The organism is Loigolactobacillus backii, assembly GCF_001663675.1.
Lineage (GTDB): Bacteria > Bacillota > Bacilli > Lactobacillales > Lactobacillaceae > Loigolactobacillus > Loigolactobacillus backii.
Genome location: NZ_CP014873.1, coordinates 1,699,103 through 1,719,038, shown reverse-complemented (window position 1 = coordinate 1,719,038; position 19,936 = coordinate 1,699,103). Strand labels below are relative to the sequence as shown.

The 19,936-nt window shown below is 40.7% G+C and carries 17 protein-coding genes; 10 read left to right on the top strand and 7 right to left on the bottom strand.

Features of this window, described 5'->3' with window-relative positions; all coding sequences use genetic code 11:
- Positions 1–10 precede the first annotated feature (10 nt).
- Together AYR53_RS07610 and AYR53_RS07605 are read left to right on the top strand one after the other, a co-directional pair.
- Positions 11–553, top strand: coding sequence for a biotin transporter BioY (locus AYR53_RS07610; protein ID WP_068223455.1), 543 nt, complete (start codon positions 11–13; stop codon positions 551–553).
- A gap of 99 nt (positions 554–652) precedes the next feature.
- Positions 653–1,792: a baeRF6 domain-containing protein gene (locus AYR53_RS07605; protein WP_068223452.1), complete on the top strand. Its 1,140-nt coding sequence runs from the start codon at positions 653–655 to the stop codon at positions 1,790–1,792.
- A gap of 109 nt (positions 1,793–1,901) precedes the next feature.
- On the opposite strand, the gene AYR53_RS07600 is transcribed toward AYR53_RS07605, so the two are convergent.
- A complete protein-coding gene (locus AYR53_RS07600; protein WP_068223449.1) occupies positions 1,902–2,585 on the bottom strand; it encodes a YjjG family noncanonical pyrimidine nucleotidase in 684 nt (227 codons plus the stop codon).
- A gap of 223 nt (positions 2,586–2,808) precedes the next feature.
- Between AYR53_RS07600 and AYR53_RS07595 the strand changes: the two genes are divergently transcribed.
- Positions 2,809–5,367: a transglycosylase domain-containing protein gene (locus AYR53_RS07595; protein WP_068280869.1), complete on the top strand. Its 2,559-nt coding sequence runs from the start codon at positions 2,809–2,811 to the stop codon at positions 5,365–5,367.
- 244 nt (positions 5,368–5,611) lie between these two features.
- Here the strand turns inward: AYR53_RS07595 and AYR53_RS07590 are convergent, their stop codons facing one another.
- On the bottom strand, positions 5,612–6,787 hold the full coding sequence (locus tag AYR53_RS07590; RefSeq protein WP_068223443.1) for an IS256 family transposase: 1,176 nt from the start codon (positions 6,785–6,787) through the stop codon (positions 5,612–5,614).
- A gap of 508 nt (positions 6,788–7,295) precedes the next feature.
- A complete protein-coding gene (ccpA, locus tag AYR53_RS07585; RefSeq protein ID WP_068280872.1) occupies positions 7,296–8,297 on the bottom strand; it encodes a catabolite control protein A in 1,002 nt (333 codons plus the stop codon).
- 213 nt (positions 8,298–8,510) lie between these two features.
- On the opposite strand from ccpA, the gene AYR53_RS07580 reads away from it, so the two are divergent.
- Positions 8,511–9,608 (top strand): M24 family metallopeptidase, encoded by a 1,098-nt coding sequence (locus AYR53_RS07580; protein ID WP_068280875.1) that lies wholly within the window; start codon positions 8,511–8,513, stop codon positions 9,606–9,608.
- Positions 9,609–9,914: 306 nt separating this feature from the next.
- Here the strand turns inward: AYR53_RS07580 and AYR53_RS07575 are convergent, their stop codons facing one another.
- Both AYR53_RS07575 and AYR53_RS07570 read right to left on the bottom strand, forming a co-directional pair.
- Entirely contained in the window at positions 9,915–10,367 is a 453-nt protein-coding gene (locus tag AYR53_RS07575) for a YtxH domain-containing protein (RefSeq protein WP_068223436.1), read from the bottom strand.
- Entirely contained in the window at positions 10,367–10,825 is a 459-nt protein-coding gene (locus AYR53_RS07570; RefSeq protein ID WP_068223433.1) for a DUF948 domain-containing protein, read from the bottom strand. Before AYR53_RS07570 ends, AYR53_RS07575 begins: the two co-directional genes overlap by 1 nt.
- Positions 10,826–11,179: 354 nt before the next feature.
- On the opposite strand from AYR53_RS07570, the gene AYR53_RS07565 reads away from it, so the two are divergent.
- The 5 genes from AYR53_RS07565 to AYR53_RS07545 all read left to right on the top strand — a co-directional run bounded on the left by AYR53_RS07565 (position 11,180) and on the right by AYR53_RS07545 (position 16,038).
- Positions 11,180–12,403 (top strand): IS110 family RNA-guided transposase, encoded by a 1,224-nt coding sequence (locus tag AYR53_RS07565; protein ID WP_068222268.1) that lies wholly within the window; start codon positions 11,180–11,182, stop codon positions 12,401–12,403.
- Positions 12,404–12,661: 258 nt separating this feature from the next.
- The gene (locus AYR53_RS07560) at positions 12,662–13,564 is read left to right on the top strand and encodes a mechanosensitive ion channel family protein (RefSeq protein ID WP_068223431.1); all 903 of its coding nucleotides are present in this window, start codon (positions 12,662–12,664) and stop codon (positions 13,562–13,564) included.
- Positions 13,565–13,650: 86 nt separating this feature from the next.
- Positions 13,651–14,550: a DUF368 domain-containing protein gene (locus AYR53_RS07555; RefSeq protein WP_068223427.1), complete on the top strand. Its 900-nt coding sequence runs from the start codon at positions 13,651–13,653 to the stop codon at positions 14,548–14,550.
- Between the two features lie 63 nt (positions 14,551–14,613).
- A complete protein-coding gene (locus tag AYR53_RS07550; protein WP_068223424.1) occupies positions 14,614–15,462 on the top strand; it encodes an aldo/keto reductase in 849 nt (282 codons plus the stop codon).
- 192 nt (positions 15,463–15,654) lie between these two features.
- On the top strand, positions 15,655–16,038 hold the full coding sequence (locus AYR53_RS07545) for a hypothetical protein (RefSeq protein WP_225359776.1): 384 nt from the start codon (positions 15,655–15,657) through the stop codon (positions 16,036–16,038).
- A gap of 135 nt (positions 16,039–16,173) precedes the next feature.
- On the opposite strand, the gene AYR53_RS07540 is transcribed toward AYR53_RS07545, so the two are convergent.
- Positions 16,174–17,451, bottom strand: coding sequence for an O-acetylhomoserine aminocarboxypropyltransferase/cysteine synthase family protein (locus tag AYR53_RS07540; RefSeq protein WP_068223417.1), 1,278 nt, complete (start codon positions 17,449–17,451; stop codon positions 16,174–16,176).
- 65 nt (positions 17,452–17,516) lie between these two features.
- Positions 17,517–18,365: a homoserine O-succinyltransferase gene (locus AYR53_RS07535; protein WP_225359777.1), complete on the bottom strand. Its 849-nt coding sequence runs from the start codon at positions 18,363–18,365 to the stop codon at positions 17,517–17,519.
- 447 nt (positions 18,366–18,812) lie between these two features.
- On the opposite strand from AYR53_RS07535, the gene AYR53_RS07530 reads away from it, so the two are divergent.
- The gene (locus AYR53_RS07530; protein ID WP_100077715.1) at positions 18,813–19,904 is read left to right on the top strand and encodes an LCP family protein; all 1,092 of its coding nucleotides are present in this window, start codon (positions 18,813–18,815) and stop codon (positions 19,902–19,904) included.
- Positions 19,905–19,936 lie beyond the last annotated feature (32 nt).

Below are 19,936 nucleotides of genomic sequence, written 5' to 3'. Positions count from 1 at the left end.
AGATCAACACATGACCCACACACAATTAAAAGGATTTATTTTAGCAGCAGAATTTGCCATCATTATTGCTATTTTTTCGCAATTAATTGTCCCACTTGGATTAGTCCCCTTAACTGGGCAAACATTTGCCGTTGGACTCTGTGCCACAGTACTTAAAAGAAAATATAGTTGCTGGGCAATCACAATCTACCTTCTACTTGGCCTAATTGGATTACCCGTTTTTGCCGGCATGGCATCAGGCATCGGCGCGTTATTTGGACCAACTGGGGGCTTTTTATTTGGCTTTCTATTAACTGGCTGGATTACCGGCAGCTACCTGCAACATTTTGGTTATCACTATTTTCACGCCATAACCGCTAACCTATTAGGCGCATTCGCAACTTTAATCATGGGAACTATTTGGTTAGCATTTAGCGGTCACCTTTCTGCTACCGCCGCCTTTAATGCCGGCTTCATGCCCTTTATTGTGCCCGCAATCATTAAGGCCGCCGCGGCCGGATGGCTTGGTGCGTTACTTTACAAACGAATTCGCTATTTCCAGATTTCCGATTAGAAAAGCCATTAGCATATTTATCGCTTTTATCCCAATAACTTGTTAACCTTAAGGTAGCCTAAATTGGCAATACTTTCATCACCAAAGGAGGACTATTTTATGGTTACAACACATTACATTGACTTGAAAACATTACTTAACGATCTTCAGCATGGCCCGTTTGTCTCGATTTATCTGAATACACTGCCACTACGAAATGAGGCAGAAAAATCGCAAATCACCTATAAGAATTTGTTAAAGGAAGCTAAAGAACAGTTTACCACCCTATTTCCCGAAACAAATTGGTCAGCTTTTGAAGCACAATTAACCCCATTATTAAGTGATGCAACGTTTTGGCGCGATCAGTTGTCGGTCAGTCTAGGAATTATCGTCAATCAAAATGAAATGATGGTTACCCGTTTAAACGCAGCAGTCACACAGCGGGTCAGTGTGAGCCGTTTCCCAGATCTGATGCCTATTATCAATAACAGTCAGCGTCAGTTTGACTATACATTGCTCTGTCTAAACCAAGATAGTTTCCGGCTCTTTAAATACCAAGGTCAACGCTTCAACGAAATCATATTCCCGGAAGACGCACCAACAACACTTAAAAAGGCCTTAGGTGATGAAATCAAGGGTGGTGACCTTAATTTCCGGACAAACGGCGATGGTGCTGGTAGTGTTAGCTATCACGGCCATAACGCAAAGGATGAAGAAACTGAGATTGACCATCGCAATTATTACCAGGCAATTGATGATTATCTCATCGACCACGTTGATTCAAAACGTTTAATTCTGTTCGGTTTAAGCGAAAATCAAGCGTTATTCCGTCAACTAAGTAAAAATAGCGCCTTGGCACAGCACCTAAGGATTACGGCATCCCCCGCTAATCTCAGTAAAGAGCAAATTCAAAAACAAACTGAACCGTTACACCAACAGTGGGCCGCTGCAATTGTCGCAATCACATTAGATCGCTACCAAAATGCAATTCCCCAGCGAAAGATTCTTACAACCTCGCAAGATTTGGTTCTGGCCGCTAAAGCCGGACAAATTGATACTTTGCTGCTGGCACAAGATGGCTTTGCGGCCGGAATTATGACGGCGGATGGACTAGATCAAAGTACTTCCATCGGCCAACGCCATAATCTACTCTTTGACCTAAGTGATTATACGTTAAACTTTGGTGGTAAAGTAGTAATTATTCCCAGTGAACAAATGCCAGAGGGACAGACTGCTTGTGCCATTAGTCGTTATCGTTAAGAACCATTTAACCACTACGTCTTTAAAATTCTAAACTAAAACACGAAACAAATAGTAATTTCACGGACTAGATCACTAGTGAAATTTACTACTTATTTCGTGTTTATTTTTATTGTTCCAGTAATTTGACCAAATCGGGTAGTTGCCTGATTTGAAATGTTGGTGTGATGCTTGTTTGATTGGTAAGCAAATTAGGATTAAACCAACAAGTATCAATCCCAAAGCGATTGCCACCAGTAATGTCTGACGTCAACGAATCCCCAATTATTAGTGTCTTGTCCTTATCAAAATACGGTAATTCTTGCGCAATATAATTAAAAAATCCTGGCTGCGGCTTTTGAAAGCCTGCCTCCTCAGAAACAAAAACACGTTCAAAATAATTAGCCAAGCCTGAATCCGCTAATCGCCGCAGCTGCATCTTAGCAATTCCATTTGTGGCAACTTCCAAATGAAAATTTTGTTTCAAGATTCCGCAAACCTCACTGGCATGTGGGACTAACGCGTGTCCGCCGCTTAAATAAGTTCGGTACCTTTTTTCACAGGCAACACCGTCAATTTTCTGGCCCAGTTGCCTAAATAAACGTGTGAACCGCGTTTTTAGCAGTGTTCCCCGAGTGATTTTTCCTAATTCATACTCTTGCCATAAGCCAGTATTTAATGTAGCATAGCGTTGCTGAATTGTTTGCGTTAATGGTAGCTGTAATTCCTGGAAAAGGCTCCTTAGTGCCTGCTTTTCAGCCGCTTTAAAATCAAGTAACGTATCATCTAGGTCAAATAGTAAAGTTGTGTACATCGCGATCAGGTCTCCTCAGTAATCTAATGTCTATTTTACGTGAATGCAACATCTAGTTTATGCTGCTAATAACACTTTTTACTATCATGCCATTTTTTGTATTTCGCTACCAGCCCTATTTTCAGCAAAAAGTTTTCGTTTTTGTTAACTTCTTAAATTTTGCACTGCATTTAAAAAGCAATCTGTTATAATACATAGGAGTATTTTGATTTATTAAGGTGGGATGAAGTTGAAAGACCATAACTCAAGGTCTGACCGACGCACACGCTCGGGTAACCATACGAAGGGTATGCGTGGCTTTTTTAGTCGTTTAGGGCATGGTATTATTGAATTTTTGCGTTTTCCAAAGATCACGTTCAAAGAAAATGCAACCCCACGTGAAGCTTTCTTTTATTATTTAAACATCACGATAAGTGTCTTAAAGAGTTTATTCTTACATATTGCTTCATTTTTATTGATTGTTGGCACATTAACGGTAGGAATTGGCCTAGGTTATTTTGCGTCATTGCTCAATAAAGATACAATACCAAGTTATAACACAATGAAAACGGCAATTAATAGTGACTACGCACCCTCAAATTTATATTTTGCTAAGAACGTTAAATTAGGTGAATTACAAACAAATATCACTAGCACGCCAGTTTCAATTAACCAAATTTCACCAAATTTAACTAAGGCGATTACATCAACGGAAGATCAATACTTCTATCAACATCATGGGGTCGTTCCTAAATCAGTCGTACGTGCCCTTTTTTCCAGTTTAACCGGAATTGGTACGCAAACTGGTGGGTCAACCTTGACCCAACAATTAGTTAAAATGCAATTATTGAATTCTGAAACAACATTTAAACGTAAGGCCAGTGAAATTTTACTTGCTCTACGGGTTGACAAATACTTTTCAAAATCAGAAATTTTACAGGCTTACTTAAATGCGGCTACCTTTGGTCGAAATAATAAGGGCCAGAACGTTGCTGGCGTTCAAGAGGCAGCCGAGGGTTTGTTTGGCAAACCAGCCAGCGACCTAAATCTAGCCCAGGCCGCCTTTATTGCCGGACTGCCACAAAGTCCTTCAGTCTACACCCCTTACAAGAATAATGGTTCCTTGAAAAAGGATCTTTCACTTGGGTTAGACCGTAAGAACGTCGTTTTATTCAGAATGTACCGTGACAATAAAATTACCAAACAACAGTGGCAAACCGCTGAAAAGTACGATCTCAAAAAAGACTTTCTTAGTAAGCAGCCGAATCCAGAACCGACCCAAAAATACGGTTACGTTTATAACTTAGTTACTAAAGACGCACGAAATATTTTAATGAAGCAACTTTACAAAAAAGATGGTCTGACCGCAACTGAGGTCAATCAAGATAACAACCTCTATCAACAGTATTATCAGCAGGCTTCCCAATTGTTGACCGAACGTGGCTATCATGTTTACACCACGATCAATAAATCTGTCTACGATAGTATGCAAAACGTGGTCCAAGAACAAGGCAACACCTTTGGTCCAACGCATGAAGATACGTCAACTGACCCGCAGACTGGCAAAACAATTCACGTTAAAGAACCTGCACAAAATGGTAGCGTGTTGCTTAATAATCACACCGGCGCAGTCCTTGGTTTCGTTGGCGGACGTGATTTCTCCGTCACCCAAATTAATCACGCCTTTGATACTAAACGTTCCCCTGGTTCATCAATTAAACCGCTATTAGTTTACGGTCCTGCCATTCAGCGTAAGCTTATTGGATCAGGGACTAAGATCGCTGATTTCAAGGTTAATTATAATGGCTATAAGCCAACTGATTATGGTCAAACAATTCAAAATCGTTTTGTTAGTTCCCGAGATGCCCTTAAATATTCTTACAATATTCCTGCCGTCAACCTCTACAATCAAGTACGTAAACACGGCTCCGTAAAACCCTACATGGAAAAAATGGGGATTAAATTAACCAGTAAAGACTACAAGGAACTTGGCTTGGCCCTTGGTGGAACCCAGTACGGGGTTAGTGTTGCCGATGAGGCCAGCGCCTATACCACACTTTCAAATAGTGGTAAACACACTGATGCTTACGTTGTTTCAAAAATTACTGACAATAACGGAAAGACTGTTTATCAACATAAACCAAAAACAACCCAGGTTTTCTCGCCTGCAACGGCTTATGTAATGTCAAACATGATGCGTTCCGTTGTTACCCAGGGAACTGCCAGTCAAATTTCTGGTGCGGCAACGTTTAATACCAGCAATCTTGTGGGTAAAACTGGTACTTCAAATGATAACCGGGATAGTTGGTTCGTCGGTAGCACGCCAAAGGTTACATTAGCAACTTGGACTGGTTACGATAATTTCTACGGAAACTCGTATAACCTGACGGATACTTCTGGTGAAGTTAGCAATGCTTACTGGACCAACTTGGCTAATGCGATTAATACCACGGATAGTAGCATTCTTGGAACTACCCAACGGCGCACTCGCCCTTCTGGAGTGACAGAAGTTTCTGTTACTAAGTCAACTGGCCGCTTACCAGGACGAATAAGTTATCAAGGATCACGCCAGGCCATTAGCGGAAGTAAAACCAAGTCACTTTACGCCGGCTGGTCACCTGATCCGGTTAAATATCGATTTGCGATCGGCGGCTCCCAAAAAGCTTATAACGCTTTCTGGAAAAACTATTTTAATGGTGGTGACCCGGATGCTGCCCTACTTGGTGGCGAAGTTATTCCAAGTAGTAGTTCAACGTCAATTAATAAACGCCAAAACATTGGTATCGGAACAACAAGTGAATAATCTATTATAAAAAAGTGGGTAACTTACTAACCAGAAATTGATTAGTAAGTTGCCCGCCTTTTTATGTTGCTCATTTAATTTGGTCTACTTTTTAGTTTGGTAGTGCGCACCCAGATTAATAATTGCGTTTAGTAGCATTCCAATTGCCATCAATAGCATTGCTAACATATTGGCTTGAAAAATGAGAGTGTCAATAATTTTGTGTAAATGAGTAACTCTTATTCGCACGATTAAATAACCAATTTCAAAACATTGATTCTAATGTATCTTGGCATTGTTTGAAACCACGATGAGACTTACCAAAGTTCTTATCGTTGTAGGCCAACATCTGTGTGACTAGGAAACGATCCAACGCAGCTTCATTTGGAAATTGTTCTTTCACTTTGGTTTTTCGCTTAATTGATTTGTTGAAAGATTCAATAAGATTGGTTGAGTAGATCGAGGCTCTAATACTTGTCGGGAAATCAAAGAAAGTAAGCAGATTTTTGGTCTCCGCTAAGTGCTTCGTCATTCTAGAATAGCTAGGTGCCCAGTGTGTAATAAAGGTGGCCAGAATCGCTTGTGCCTCAGATTTGGTCGTTGCTTGATGGATCTGCTTGAATTCAGACATAACGGCCTGTCGGTCACTAACACGTACTTTTTTGAAAATATTACGACTCATATGAACGAGGCAACGCTGAAACTTTGCCTGTGGGTAGCTTCTTTCAAGTGCTGATTCAAGGCCCACCATTCCGTCAGCGATGACTAGTTGGACGTTGCTGATACCTCTTTTTACAAGTCCACCTAATAATTCTGACCAAACTTCACCATTCTCAGTTGGAGCGATTTGGTAATCAAGGATCTGTTTCTCACCGCTTGCTGTAATGCCAATCGCGATATGGACCGCCTCACGTTCAACCGTCTTTCGTCTGAGCGGAAGATAAGTCGCATCGATGAAGAGACAAACGAAGCTTGACTCAGTAAAATGACGCTTATGAAAAGCCGCAACTTGCCCTTCGACGACCTGGGTCATGTTTGAGATTGTGGTTGCGCAGTAGTGCGATCCATACATTTTCTCAATGAGATCGGCAATTTCACGTGTTGTGATCCCTTTTTCGTAGAGCTTGAGAACCATTTCTTCTAGGGCATCAACCCGGCGCGTATAGGATGGAATAAGTGCTGCTTTGAATTCACCATTACGGTCACGGGGCACACAAATATTTAGTTTTCCATACTCGGAAGCTATTTGGCGAAAGTACTGTCCGTTTCTGGAATTACCGCTGTTGAAGCCACTGCGATCATATGGATCGTAGCCTAAAATTGCGGTCAGTTCAGCTTGAAGCAGGCTGTTGACTGTTTTCTCCAATTGAGTACGAAAAACCTCCTTTAAATTTCCTTGAGCTAGTAGTGTTTGGGCGATTTCTTTGTTAAACTGATCCATGGGGAAGGCCTCCGTTGATTATGTTTGGCGATTTAATCATACGGGGAAGGTCTTCCCTTTTCAATTACTATTTACACAAAATATTGTACACTCCCTGAAAAATAACTGCGACTAAAACAACTGCGTAAAAAATAACAAAAAAGATCGAATATCCTGCCGATCGTGCAAAATTTCGCATGAGATCGCCTCCATTTATTCTTACGCTTTTAGTATACACCTTAATAATTTTACCAAAATGATAGCAAAATTATTAAAGTGTAAGAATATATGGGCGTGGGACAAAAGTCGGTTTTTGATTTACTGCGTAACGTAGGCCAATTCAATAACCGCACTTATAGTTCTCGGATTAGCTGTAGTCGTGTTTGGCGCACGTCCTAGAGTAATGCTCAAAAAAAATAAGCAGCCAGGACTTTTGCCCTAACCTGAAGTGAACCCCAATATTAGATTTTAGTCCAATACCGGGGGTTCACTTCAGCCGCTTATTTTTTATCCAAAAAACAATTAACTATTATTTAGTAGTACCACGTTCCACAATTCCGTAAGGTAAAAGAATTGTTTGGTTTTCAATTTCTTCTTTGTTCATTAACTTAGTCAACAAACGCATTGCAACTGCACCAATATCATATAAAGGTTGTGTGATTGAGCTCATCTTTGGGCGTGACATCTCAGTCAACTTGGAATCATTACTTGTAATGATCTCAAAATCATCTGGGAATTTAGCATTATCATCACCGGCACCATTGAGTAAACCAATTGCCAGTTCATCGTCACCGACTACTGCGGCCGTCGCATCAGTAGCCTTAATTTCAGGCCAGATTGCTTCGCCAGCCTTATAACTATATTCAGTTTCAAACACTAGCTTTTCATCAAATGGTAAACCAGCCTTTGCTAAAGCCTTTTTATAACCATTTAACCGGTATAATCCATTAATTGGTTGATCCATATTGCCGGTAACAAAGGCAACTCTCTTATTACCGTGGCGGATTAAAGTACTAACTGCTTCTTCAACGGCAGCAATGTAGTCAATATTAACGCTGGCAATTTCTTCATCAGAATCAACTGAACCGGCCAAAACAATTGGCGTTTTTGAACGAGCAAATTCTGAACGCATATTAGTCGAGATCTGATTACCCATGAAAATAATGCCGTCCACTTGCTTAGCTAACAACGTATTTAACACTTGTAATTCTTTTTGGCCGTTTTCATCAGAGTTAGCCAAAATAATATTGTACTTATACATCGTTGCAACGTCATCAATTCCCCGTGCTAATGATGAAAAATAAATATTAGTTACATCAGGAATAATAACCCCAACCGTCGTTGTTTTTTTGCTAGCTAAACCCCGAGCAACGGCATTAGGCCGGTAATCTAAACGATCAATAACTTCTAAAACCTTCTTACGTGTTGCCGGCTTAACGTTTGGGTTACCGTTAACAACTCGCGAAACGGTTGCCATCGAGACGCTTGCCTCACGGGCAACATCATAAATTGTAATTGTTTGTTTTTCCATTTATAAGTCCCTCTCTTCGCTTTCATTTGTTTTCATAAATTCACCTTTACCAACTTAACAAAGTTTGAAAACAAATGCAAGCGTTTTAAAGCCTTTTTTCATAAAATTTACATGATCGTTTTCATAAATTATTTAAACCGATCATTAATGTGTATCTGGTAACGAGAGGTGTTGAATATGCTATACTAATTTTAGTTAAGAAAGGATGATTCTATGGACCACTTACAGAGTTTAAGTCATTGGCTACAAGAAAATAATTTAGATGTAGCTTTCATTAGCAACCCAACAAGCGTTGCCTATTTCTCCGGATTTTATGCTGAACCAGAAGAACGTGTGCAAGCACTCTTAGTCTTTCCAGATCAAGATCCCTTCTATTTTGGACCTCAGTTAGAAGTTGAAGCAGTCAAGGGTGCTGGCTGGAAATATGGTGATTATGGTTACTTAGATCACGAGGACCCCTTTGCCATCATTGCTGAACAGATCAAAAAACGCCAACCAAATTCCCAGCGTTGGGCAATTGAAAAAGATGATCTGCCAGTGGGCCGTTACGAAACAATTCTGAAGTATTTTCCGGAAGCAACTTTCCCGGGAGATGCTAGTCGTTTTATTGAAAAGGCTAAATTGATCAAAACGCCCGCCGAAATTGCCCTAATGGACGAGGCTGGTAAGCAAGCCGATTATGCTTTCAGTGTTGGCTTTAAGGCTGTTCAGGCCGGCCGAACCGAACAACAGATTGTCGCCGAAATTGAATACGCGTTAATGCAACAAGGCGTGATGAAAATGAGCTTTGGTACAATTGTTCAGGCTGGAACTAACGCTTCTGATCCTCACGGCGAACCTAAAGAAACAAAACTTGCACCAAATGAATTAGTTTTATTTGATTTAGGTACCGTTAATAAAGGCTATATGAGTGATGCAACTAGAACCATTGCTTTTGGTAAACCTAGTGACAAAGCACTTGATGTTCATAAAGTCTGTTTAGAAGCACAGTTAACGGCCCAGGCTGCCGTTAAACCTGGTCTTACAGCAGCGGAATTAGACCAAATTGCTCGTGATGTGATTACCAAAGCTGGGTACGGTGATTACTTTATTCACCGCCTTGGTCATGGAATTGGCACTTCAACACATGAATTTCCTTCAATTATGGCCGGCAACAATATGGAATTACAGCCTGGTATGTGTTTCTCGATTGAACCTGGTATCTACATTCCTGGTGTTGCTGGTGTTCGAATTGAGGATTGTGTCCACGTCACTGAAACCGGGGCCAAGCCGTTTACTCATACACCAAAGGAATTACAGTACATTAACTAATAACGCTACACTAATGGTGATTAAGATTGGCCTAGGGATTATTTAGAAATAGCTAGGTTCTAAATCACTAAGCGTAGGAAGGGAGTGGGACAAAAGTCGGTTTTGAGTTTACTGCCTAGCTACAGCTAATCCAACAACCATAGTACAGTTATTGGATTAACTGTAGCTAGGCACGTGTATCCAGACTTTTGGCGCACGTTCTAGAGTAATGATCGAAAATAGTAAGAGGCCAGGACTTTTGTCCTGGCCTCTTCGCTTTATTTTCTGAATATTTTAATGAAGGTGTTTTCAAAATAATAGCTAAAACTAATTTTCAGCAGAATCACTTGATGAACTATCTGAATCATCAGTTGCTGTATTTAATTTGTCCTCAGCCTCATCAGCAGCACTACTTGCTGCCGACGTGATATTATCTTTGGCCTCACCAAAAGCACTGTGCCCATCAATGTTAATATCTGCATAATCCGCATCATCGGCAACATTATCTTTTAAATCAGCCGCTGAATCTTTTAAATCAGATTTAACATCACTGGCAGCATCCTTTAACGTATCCGTTGTTTCCCCAGCGGCGTCAGTAAAGTCATTAGCAGCATCGTCCACAAAGTCAGCGTAATCAGCTGCCTTATCACGTAACTGGTTGACCTTTCGTGCTAAATTGTCCTTTAATTCGTCACTTGATTCCGGTGCTAACAGACGTGTTGCTGCAAATGCAGTGGCACCTCCAAGTAGAAAACCAAATAGAAATTTTCCTTTAGCCATTATGAATCACTCCTTTGCGTATTATCAGTTGTTGCTTTTTTGCGGCGATGATTTTGGTAGAAACGTAACGCTCCTACCCCCACTCGGCCCAGAGTTGAAGCTTTGGCCGTTGAATTGCCAATATCAGTTATCCGTTCCACCAAATGATGACTGGCCTCATTAACGTCCGAAACACTCTCACCAAGATCACCAGCGGCCTGAAAGACGGGGTCCAAGTTCGCCACCTTACCATTTACATCTTCAAGTAAGACATTTGCTTTGGTTAACAGACCTTCAACTTCCTTTGAAAGTGCATCAACGTCACTTGTTACTGTTGTTACTGTGCGGTTTGCCTCGGCCACAGTTGCCTGAACTTCCCGCATAATTTTTGTTACTCGAATCAAAACGAGCACAATAAAGAAAACAAGAATCAGAAATGCAATTGCAGCAATTAAAGCAGCAGCTTCACCACCAGTCATATCATAGCCTCCTCGTATTATTAAAAATGTATTCAAGTATTGACCAGCTTCGCTGTTTGGATGCTGTGTGATATTCTCTAATTGTTCATTGGATTCGGATCCAACTGGTATAGGCTTTCGCCTCCTGTAGTTTATCTACATTTTAAGAATGCCGCCCAGATGAATTGTTTAAGTTCAAACCACAAGCTGTAGTGTTAGCTGATGATTTTGATAGCTCGCGTTCTATCAAGCAGCTAGTCATTGGATGACTTGTCTACTCATAAATTGCGAGGATGTTCTGAAGATTCATAATTAGGGAGTATCACACAGCACCCAAGCCTATCCAAAATAAGAACGGAAAGGAGGTCTGAATCAATGAACTTGAATGTTGGTATTGATGTTTCAAAATTGAAGCTTGATTATTGTGGAATGGATTCAAATAAGCAAGTGTGTTTCCAAGGTGAAGTAACAAACACCCCGAAGGGGGCCGGTCATATTCGTGATGAGATTTTAAAGCGGTCTCAGCAAGCTGACCAAATTATTATCGGCATGGAAGCAACCTCAGTTTATAATTTCCACCCAACCTTGTTCTTTGAACAAGATGATCGCCTTAATCAGTTAAACGTGACTGTGGTCACCTTGAATCCTAAAGTGACGCACCGTTACAGTAAGTTATTTGATGATGATAAGACCGATACCGTTGATGCCTTTCACATTGCCGATTTCTTACGGATCGGCCGGTATCAAGTTCCGGTTACCCGCGATGAAAAGCACATCGCTTTACAACGCTTGACCCGGGAACGATACCACTTAGTCCATCAGATCAATGATTGTAAAAATCACTTTTTAAATAACCTGTACTACAAGGTGAACACCATCGATACGGTCTTGCCTACCTCAGTCTTTGGGTCAACCATGCTTAGCATTCTGAGTGATGAGAAGTATTCCCTAGATGACCTGGTTCAGATACCCTTGTCAGCCTTAACTGATGAGCTAAATCATTTATCTCATGGCCGGTTTGGCGATGCCAAAAGTGTTGCCAAAGCACTGAAGAAAGCCATTAGAAGTTCTTATCGGCTTAGCAAGACGGTTGCCGATTCCGTTGATCAAGTATTGGCCATGTACGCTAATCAGTTGCGGATGCTTAATCAACAGCTAAAGCTGTTAAATAAAAGCATTTCTGATCTGTGCTCGGTCATTTCAGGTGCAGACTCACTCCAAAGTATTCCGGGAATTGGACCAGTGTATGCGGCCGGATTACTGGCTGAAATCGGCCAAATTGACCGTTTCCCCAATGATGCTAGTCTCGCCGGCTACGCTGGCTTATCATGGCAACGCAGTCAATCAGGAAATCATGAGCGACAATTAACGCCGCGAACCAAAAGTGGTAACCAATACCTACGTTATTACTTAGTTGAAGCTGCCAACTCAGTAAGGCGCTATGATCCCACTTATGCCAGGTACTACCAGAAGAAGTTCCGGGAGGTACCAAAGTATCAACATCGTCGAGCTTGTGTGTTGACCGCTAGGAAGCTGGTTCGGTTAATTATTAATCTACTAACTGAACATAAACTGTACACGCCTCCTAAATTGGTCTAGCGCGACGAACATCGCTAACATTGCAAGTTTCTAACCAGTGAATTTTTGTACTTCACTGGGCTGGGGGAAGTATACTCTCCTCACAATTAGAACTATCAATATTTTACGTATCACCTACTTGACTTCTGACCACAAGTCTTTTACTTAATAATTTTAGGATAGCATCATTTAACGCTTTCTTCAATCAAAGAGTAGCGATTTGCTATTTTAAAGTCGCCTTTGTTACACTTATTTATATTATAAAAAAAGGGTGACATTATGCTAGCAACAATGCAACTAACAGAGGCTGCGCTTAATAAAAGTGTCAATCATCAGGCAAATTTATTAACCCGCTTCATTGAAAGTATTCAATGGATCGATATTCTTAACAAAATTTTCGGTACAGTTTTAGAAATCATTCTATTTTCACTATTATTCTGGTTAATTAATAAAATAGCGCGGTTATTAATTGATCGCAGCTTCAATACTTATAAGGTTAACCGTAACATTAGTGAGGGCCGTTCCCAAACGATTTTTATTTTAGTTAATAATACCGTTAAATACGTAATCTTTTTTTTCTATCTCTACGCCGTTTTAAGTGTCCTTGGTGTGCCCGTTGGAACGTTGATTGCTAGCGCTGGTATTCTCAGTGTGGCACTTGGTCTAGGTGCACAAAACTTAGTAAAGGACATTCTTTCCGGCTTCTTTATTTTATTGGAGCAACAACTCGATGTAGGTGACCACGTGATCATTGGTAGTATTGAAGGTATCGTTACTGCACTCGGCTTGCGGGTTACCCAAGTTAAAAGCTTCGATGGTACTTTGAATTACATTCCCAATAGCAACATTAATATTGTTAGTAATCTTTCCCGTAACAACATGCGCGTTCAGCTTGATGTCCGACTTTTTCCAAAAACGGATTCAGAAAAAGTAACGGCTATTTTAAATAAGGTTAACCAAGAACTAACCCCCAAGTACCCTGACATTGAAAGTGGTCCCGATATTTTCGGAATTGTAGACCTTGGCAACGGTAATCTAGCCTTACGTGTTGTCCTTTACACTAAGAATGGTGCGCAGGGCCGCATCCAAAGCGATTACTTGGCGGCCTATATGCAAGCCTTAACCACGGCCGGAATTGAAGTACCTACTTCGCCATTGACGTTCAATCAAACCACCAAATAAGGTGACAATCCCCCTAGGAATTTCGTATACTTAGAGAAACGCTTGCAATTAAGCATAATAAGATCAAAAAATTGAGGGGGTCAGCTATGTTAAATGCAATTAAAGGTTTTTTTATTGGGTTAGCGCTCGTTATTCCTGGTCTGTCCGGTAGTATTTTTGCCGTTGTTGTCGGGCTTTACGAACCAATTATGGCCAAGATCAATCAATTAAGACGCCAACCACTTGCCAGTCTTCGTTTTCTAACCCCGATTGCCGTTGGTGCTCTAATCGGCATCATAGCGGCAACAAAGGGAGTTCTCTGGTTGACAGTCCAGTTTCCACTACCTAGTTACGCCCTATTTATTGGATTAATGCTAGGTCTAATTCCGTTTATGTGGCGCAAAGTTAAGCCGTTAAAATTTCATTGGTATCAGTTATTTTGGCCATTGATTGGTTTCGGCTTTATTTACGGATTAACGCAGTTGTCCACAAATAGTCAGGCCGAAAATCACATTGCCTTAGCCAGTCTAAATTCGCCAATGGCCTTTGGAACAATGCTGTTTGCTGGTTTCTTCGTTGTTGCCTTAATGATGATCCCCGGTATTTCAGGTGCTATTATGTTAATGGTTATCGGCCAATACGGTACAATTTACAACGCAATGGGCCAAGTCATTGATTTTTTCATCGCCCTTTTCAAGGCTGATTTCCACGCCGCAGCGTCCGTACTTAGTACAATTTTACTTTTGGTGCCATTTACAATTGGTGCCGTTCTAGGACTATTTATTATGGCCCGATTAATGACCTACTTACTAAAGAAATTTGAAGCGCAGATTTACGCCATCGTTTGGGGGGTCGTTTTGGCCGCCATTCTTATCTTGGTTCAACGCGGAATTACCCCTACTTGGCAATTTACAATTGGCAATTGTTTGATGGTATTAGTTGCCCTAATTGCCGGTGGTTTATTAACCTTTTTCTTCGATAAACCGCAAGAAAAAAAGGCAAGCTAAGTTTGCTTTAAGTCCAAAATGTTCTAGACTTAGATTGAATTCAAATTTGAAGGAGCTAATACTATGACAAAATCAATTATGGACCAGTATTCATTTCCTGACGGTTATAAAATGCCAATCGAAGGATTCGGTGTCTATAAGTTAGACGATCAGAAAATAATGAATGCGGCAATCAACCAGGCAATTGATTCTGGTTACCGTTTGTTTGATACCGCACAGGCCTACGCTAACGAGACAATGTTAGGTAAAGCGCTAAAACAGACTAACGTGCCCCGTAGTGAGTTATTTATTACCACTAAAGTTGCCGAAAAAAATCAGGGCTATGATGAAACGTTGGCCTCTTTTGACGATTCTTTGCAACGTCTAGACACTGATTACGTCGATCTACTCTTAGTTCACTGGCCAATTCACTCTAGTTTTTTTGCAACTTGGCGGGCGCTTGAGCACCTAAAACAAGAAGGAACGGTTCGTGAAATTGGTGTCTCTAATTTTCACCAAACTCACTTAGATTACCTAGCAACTCAAGCTAACGAAATGCCAGTTGTTAATCAAATTGAAAACCACCCTTACTTATCGCAGGAAGCGTTGGTCAGTTACGGGAAGACAAATCACATTATTACTCAGGCTTGGAGTCCCTTGGGCCGTGGAACTGTTTTAAAGGACCCGGTCATCGGACAATTGGCCACTAAATACGCTAAAACGCCAGCACAAATCATTTTACGCTGGCATTTACAACGGGGTCTATCTTTTATTCCTAAGTCAAAGAATCCGGCCCGCATTGCTCAAAATGCCGCGATTTACGACTTCACACTAAGTGATGTTGACATGACAAACCTCAATCAATTAAATAAAAATCAGCGAACTGGTGACGATCCAGAACTAGTTTATGAATTGGAGCACCAATACCATTAACCTACTTACGTTATCCCACTTCTCAGTACTAAAGTTTCGTCCGTTAAATATTTTGCCAAATAGATTGCAGATAACACTTAAATGGCATACATTAGATATAGATGAAAAAACTGTTAATTTAACTTAATGTTACCTAAAATCACATTTAAGAAAATTAGCGGTTATTTTTGTGACGATTAAAGGAGAAGCATGATGACAGACAGCAAAGATTACCGCTTTACCACTCGAACCACTAAACGTGATGAACAATATTTAATTGATTTTCTAAATATTCCTAAGTTAAGCGCCCAAGGAGAGCTTTATGAAGAGGCCGAATACTATGCTTACCGTGTTCTGGCTGATTATCTAATTCCACTAAAGGCACACCCAGAGAAAATTGCTGCATTAACGGCACAAGAACCAATTAACCAAGTTGTTAATGAGCAGTCGTTTTTATCCGTAATAACGGTTCCGCTAAATTTAGATCCGCATAAAATGCAGTCTCAGTTCATCATTCCACGAGATTCTGCCGAAAACGCCCACGCTGAAATCAATAAAATTACACGCTTAATTAATGAAGATTCATCGTTAAAGTAGTTAGAAGATAGAAATCAATTGGTTTGCTTAATTGCAATAACCAACTTGGTTTCTATTTTTTTGAACTATTTTCAGCAAAAATATAGACCGAATAAGTAACCTTATCCGGCCACCTATTCGATCTATATTTCTCCTTTAAACTTGCGCTAGCGCCTGGTCAAGATCAGCAATTAAATCATCAACGTTTTCAATCCCAATTGAAAGCCGAATCAGATCTGGTGTAATCCCGGCCTGCTTTAATTCCGCTTCACTTAACTGAGCGTGAGTTGTTGAAGCCGGATGAATCACTAATGAATGAGCATCACCAACATTGGCCAAAAGTGAGAACAGATTGAGCTTTTCAATAAAGTTTTTACCGGCCTTTTCACCGCCAGTTAAGCCAATCGTAAAGATTGAACCAACGCCATTTTTGAAATACTTATCTGCCAACGACTTATAAGGACTATCAGGTAATTCAGGGTAGTTAATCCAGGCCACTTTAGGATGGTTTTTTAAAAATTCAACGATCTTGCGACTATTACTTACGTGCCGCTCTACGCGCAGAGAGAGTGATTCCAGACCTTGAATTAATAAAAACGAGTTAAACGGACTAATTGCAGCACCTGTATCACGTAATGGTTGCGCACGTGCCTTAGTTGTAAACGTAGCCGGTGCAACATCCGTCCAAACTAGGCCATTATAGGCAGGATCAGGCGTGGTAAAACCAGGATAGCGACCACTAGCGGCATAATCAAACTTGCCATTCTCTACAATAACGCCACCCATTGAAGTACCGTGGCCGCCAATAAATTTAGTTGCCGAATGTACAACAACATCAGCACCGTGATCTAATGGTCGAACTAGGTATGGCGTCCCGAAAGTGTTGTCAACAATTAAAATTAAACCGTGTTTATGCGCAATTGCACCAATTGCTTCAAAATCAACTAAATTAATTCCAGGATTACCAATACTTTCAACGTACAGCGCTTTAGTGTGTTCGTTAATAGCCGCTTCAAAGTTAGCTGGTTCATCAGGATTAACAAAATGAGTGGTAATTCCAAGCCGTTTCAGTGTGACACTGAAAAGATCATAGGTTCCACCATAAATGGTACTTGCCGAAACAATCTCATCGCCCGTCTCAGCAACATTTAAAATTGCCGCCGTGATTGCTGCTGATCCAGTAGCCAGCGCAACACCAGCAGTTCCGTTTTCTAATGCCGCTACCCGTTTTTCCAGCACATCCGTTGTTGGGTTGGTTAACCGGGTATAAATGTTTCCTGCGTCCGTAAGTGCAAAACGGCCAGCAGCCTGTTTTGCGTCTTTAAAAACATAAGAGGTTGTTTGATAAATCGGAACGGCCCGAGCACCAGTTTCATCAACCGTTTGACCAGCCGTGACTTGTAATGTTTCAAATCTTAATTTTTTATCGCTCATTATTGTTCTCTCCTTTAAATTAGTGTGCAGTTTATTTTATTAATCAACTTAATTTAGAAATGATTTTATTTAAATGACTTGAACCAATTCTTTATCAATTGCTGACTTGCCGGTTGCCAACGATTGATAATTTTTTGTGTTGGATCGTTAGCGTAAAAATAATTTTCCGGTAATGTAATCGGAATCCCCGCCTTTAAGTCACGGCGGTACTCATTGGCTAATGTCTGGGTACTGTATTCTGGGTGTCCGGTCACAAAAGTTTGCCGGCCATCCCTGCTCTGAACGATCACGGGACCAACATCAGAATCATCCACCAATAAACGCAAATCCGGGTGCGCCAGAATATCGGCGGACTTTAATGTTGTGTTACGTGAATGTGGTAAATAAAAAGTCTCCGGTAATCCTTCAACTAATGGCGCCTGCTGCCGAACTTCATGCCCAAAAATACCAAATATTTTAGGCCGAACCGGATATTTTTTAATACCATAATCATGAAACAATCCTGCTTGCGCCGCCCAACAAATAAATAAGGTTTGCGAAACGTGTGTCTTTGACCAATCAACCAATTCACCAAATTCACGCCAGTAATCCACCAACGAAAAATCAAGTGTCTCGACTGGTGCTCCGGTAATAATTAATCCATCGTAATAACCTGCTTTAATTTGCGAGAAGGTGGCGTAACTTTCCTGTAAGTAAGGTAATGTGTCGGCCGACTTAAAGTGGTGCGTTTCCGGGTAAAGGAAAGTTAAGGCCAGATTATGATTCTGATCATTTAATAAATCGACAAATTGTCCCTCGGTTTCCAATTTATTTGGCATTAAATTCAACACCAGAATTGTTAACGTCTTCGCTTTAAAATCATTAGTCGTATTTAGTACCAACTGCTTACTTGAATCTTGCTCTACGGACATCATATGCTCGCCTCCATAAAATAAAAAAGCCTTCATCCCGTTACTTTAACGTAACAAGGACGAAAGCTTTCGCGTTACCACCCATATTTGCCTTGATTTCACAATCATGACCTTATCAGGTACATCTTACTGACTATACCTTTGCAAGTTATCGTTTGCAGACGGATAATTAGCACTGCTTACAGTACCAACTAACAAGCTCCAAGACCATCTTCACCAAATTTATTTTTACCCACTTTCACCAATCAGGGCTCGCTAACAAAAATAATTCAGCTACTCTTCTCTTCAACACTTTGAATTATTTAACTTGTTTCTAACAATAACACCATCATTTTCTAATGTCAAACCCATTTTCTTAATTTTATAATAATCCTTTAAACCACTAACCCTAATTGCTATCGTTAAAAAATCGGCTATAATAGAAACAGATTGCAGCAATAGGAGGAAGACATGGAAGAGACTGACACACCCTCGCGAATGGCACAGCGGCCACCAAAAAAAGGCCACCCATTCATTAAGATTCTATTACTCATTATTTCAATTATTCTAATTCTCAGTGGTATTTTTATCGTTAAATTTTACCACGATACCGGTAAGACAATTAAAGGTATGTACGCTAAGGATGGCATTCCAACGACAACCACTATTCAACAACACAAGCCCGTTAGTATTCTACTATTAGGGGCTGATACAGGAGCCGCCGGGCGAACTTACCGTGGTAACTCAGATACAATTATTCTCGCAACAATTAACCCAGATACTAAGAAAATGACTCTAAATTCTATTCCCCGTGACACGCTGGCAGAATTAAGTGGTTCAAAAAATAGTACTATGCAGAAAATCAATGCTGCCTATGATCTGGGTGGCTCTAAAATGGCCGTTAATAGCGTCCAGCACCTATTAAACGTTCCCGTTAGCTACTACATGACTATTAATATGGGCGCTCTTCAGACGCTAGTTGATGATGTCGGTGGTATTGACGTTAATATTCCGTTTTCCTTCACTAGTGTTTGGACTGGCGGCCAAAAGTTCAAAAAGGGAATGCACCACTTAAACGGTGAACAGGCACTTGCATACACTAGAATGCGCCATGAGGATCCGCGTGGTGATTATGGGCGGCAAATTCGGCAACAACAAGTCATTCGAGCAATTTTGAAAAAAGCCGCTACGCCAAAGATGCTGTTTGATTACGACAAGGTTTTAAAGGATTTAGAAAAGAATGTCCGCACCAATTTAACCTTTGCTCAAATCAAAACGCTTGCCCTCCACTACCGCGGGGCTACCGCCGATATAAAATCTGACCAACTTCAAGGCCAAGATGCCTGGATTACCGGCTCTTCCTACCAAGTTGCTTCAACTAAGGAATTAAATCGTTTATCGAAAAAAATCCGTAAAGAGCTTGGTCTTTCAGCAACAACCTTATCCAACGCGGAAACTTATCAAAATAGTATGAACCCAACTTTTGACGGCGTTAGTAACCAGTACTTTTACATCTATGGTAACTATAATCACACCGCTGAAACACAAACCACCGAAAAATAACGGCCGGAACAAAAGTCCCAGCTCCTTACTAT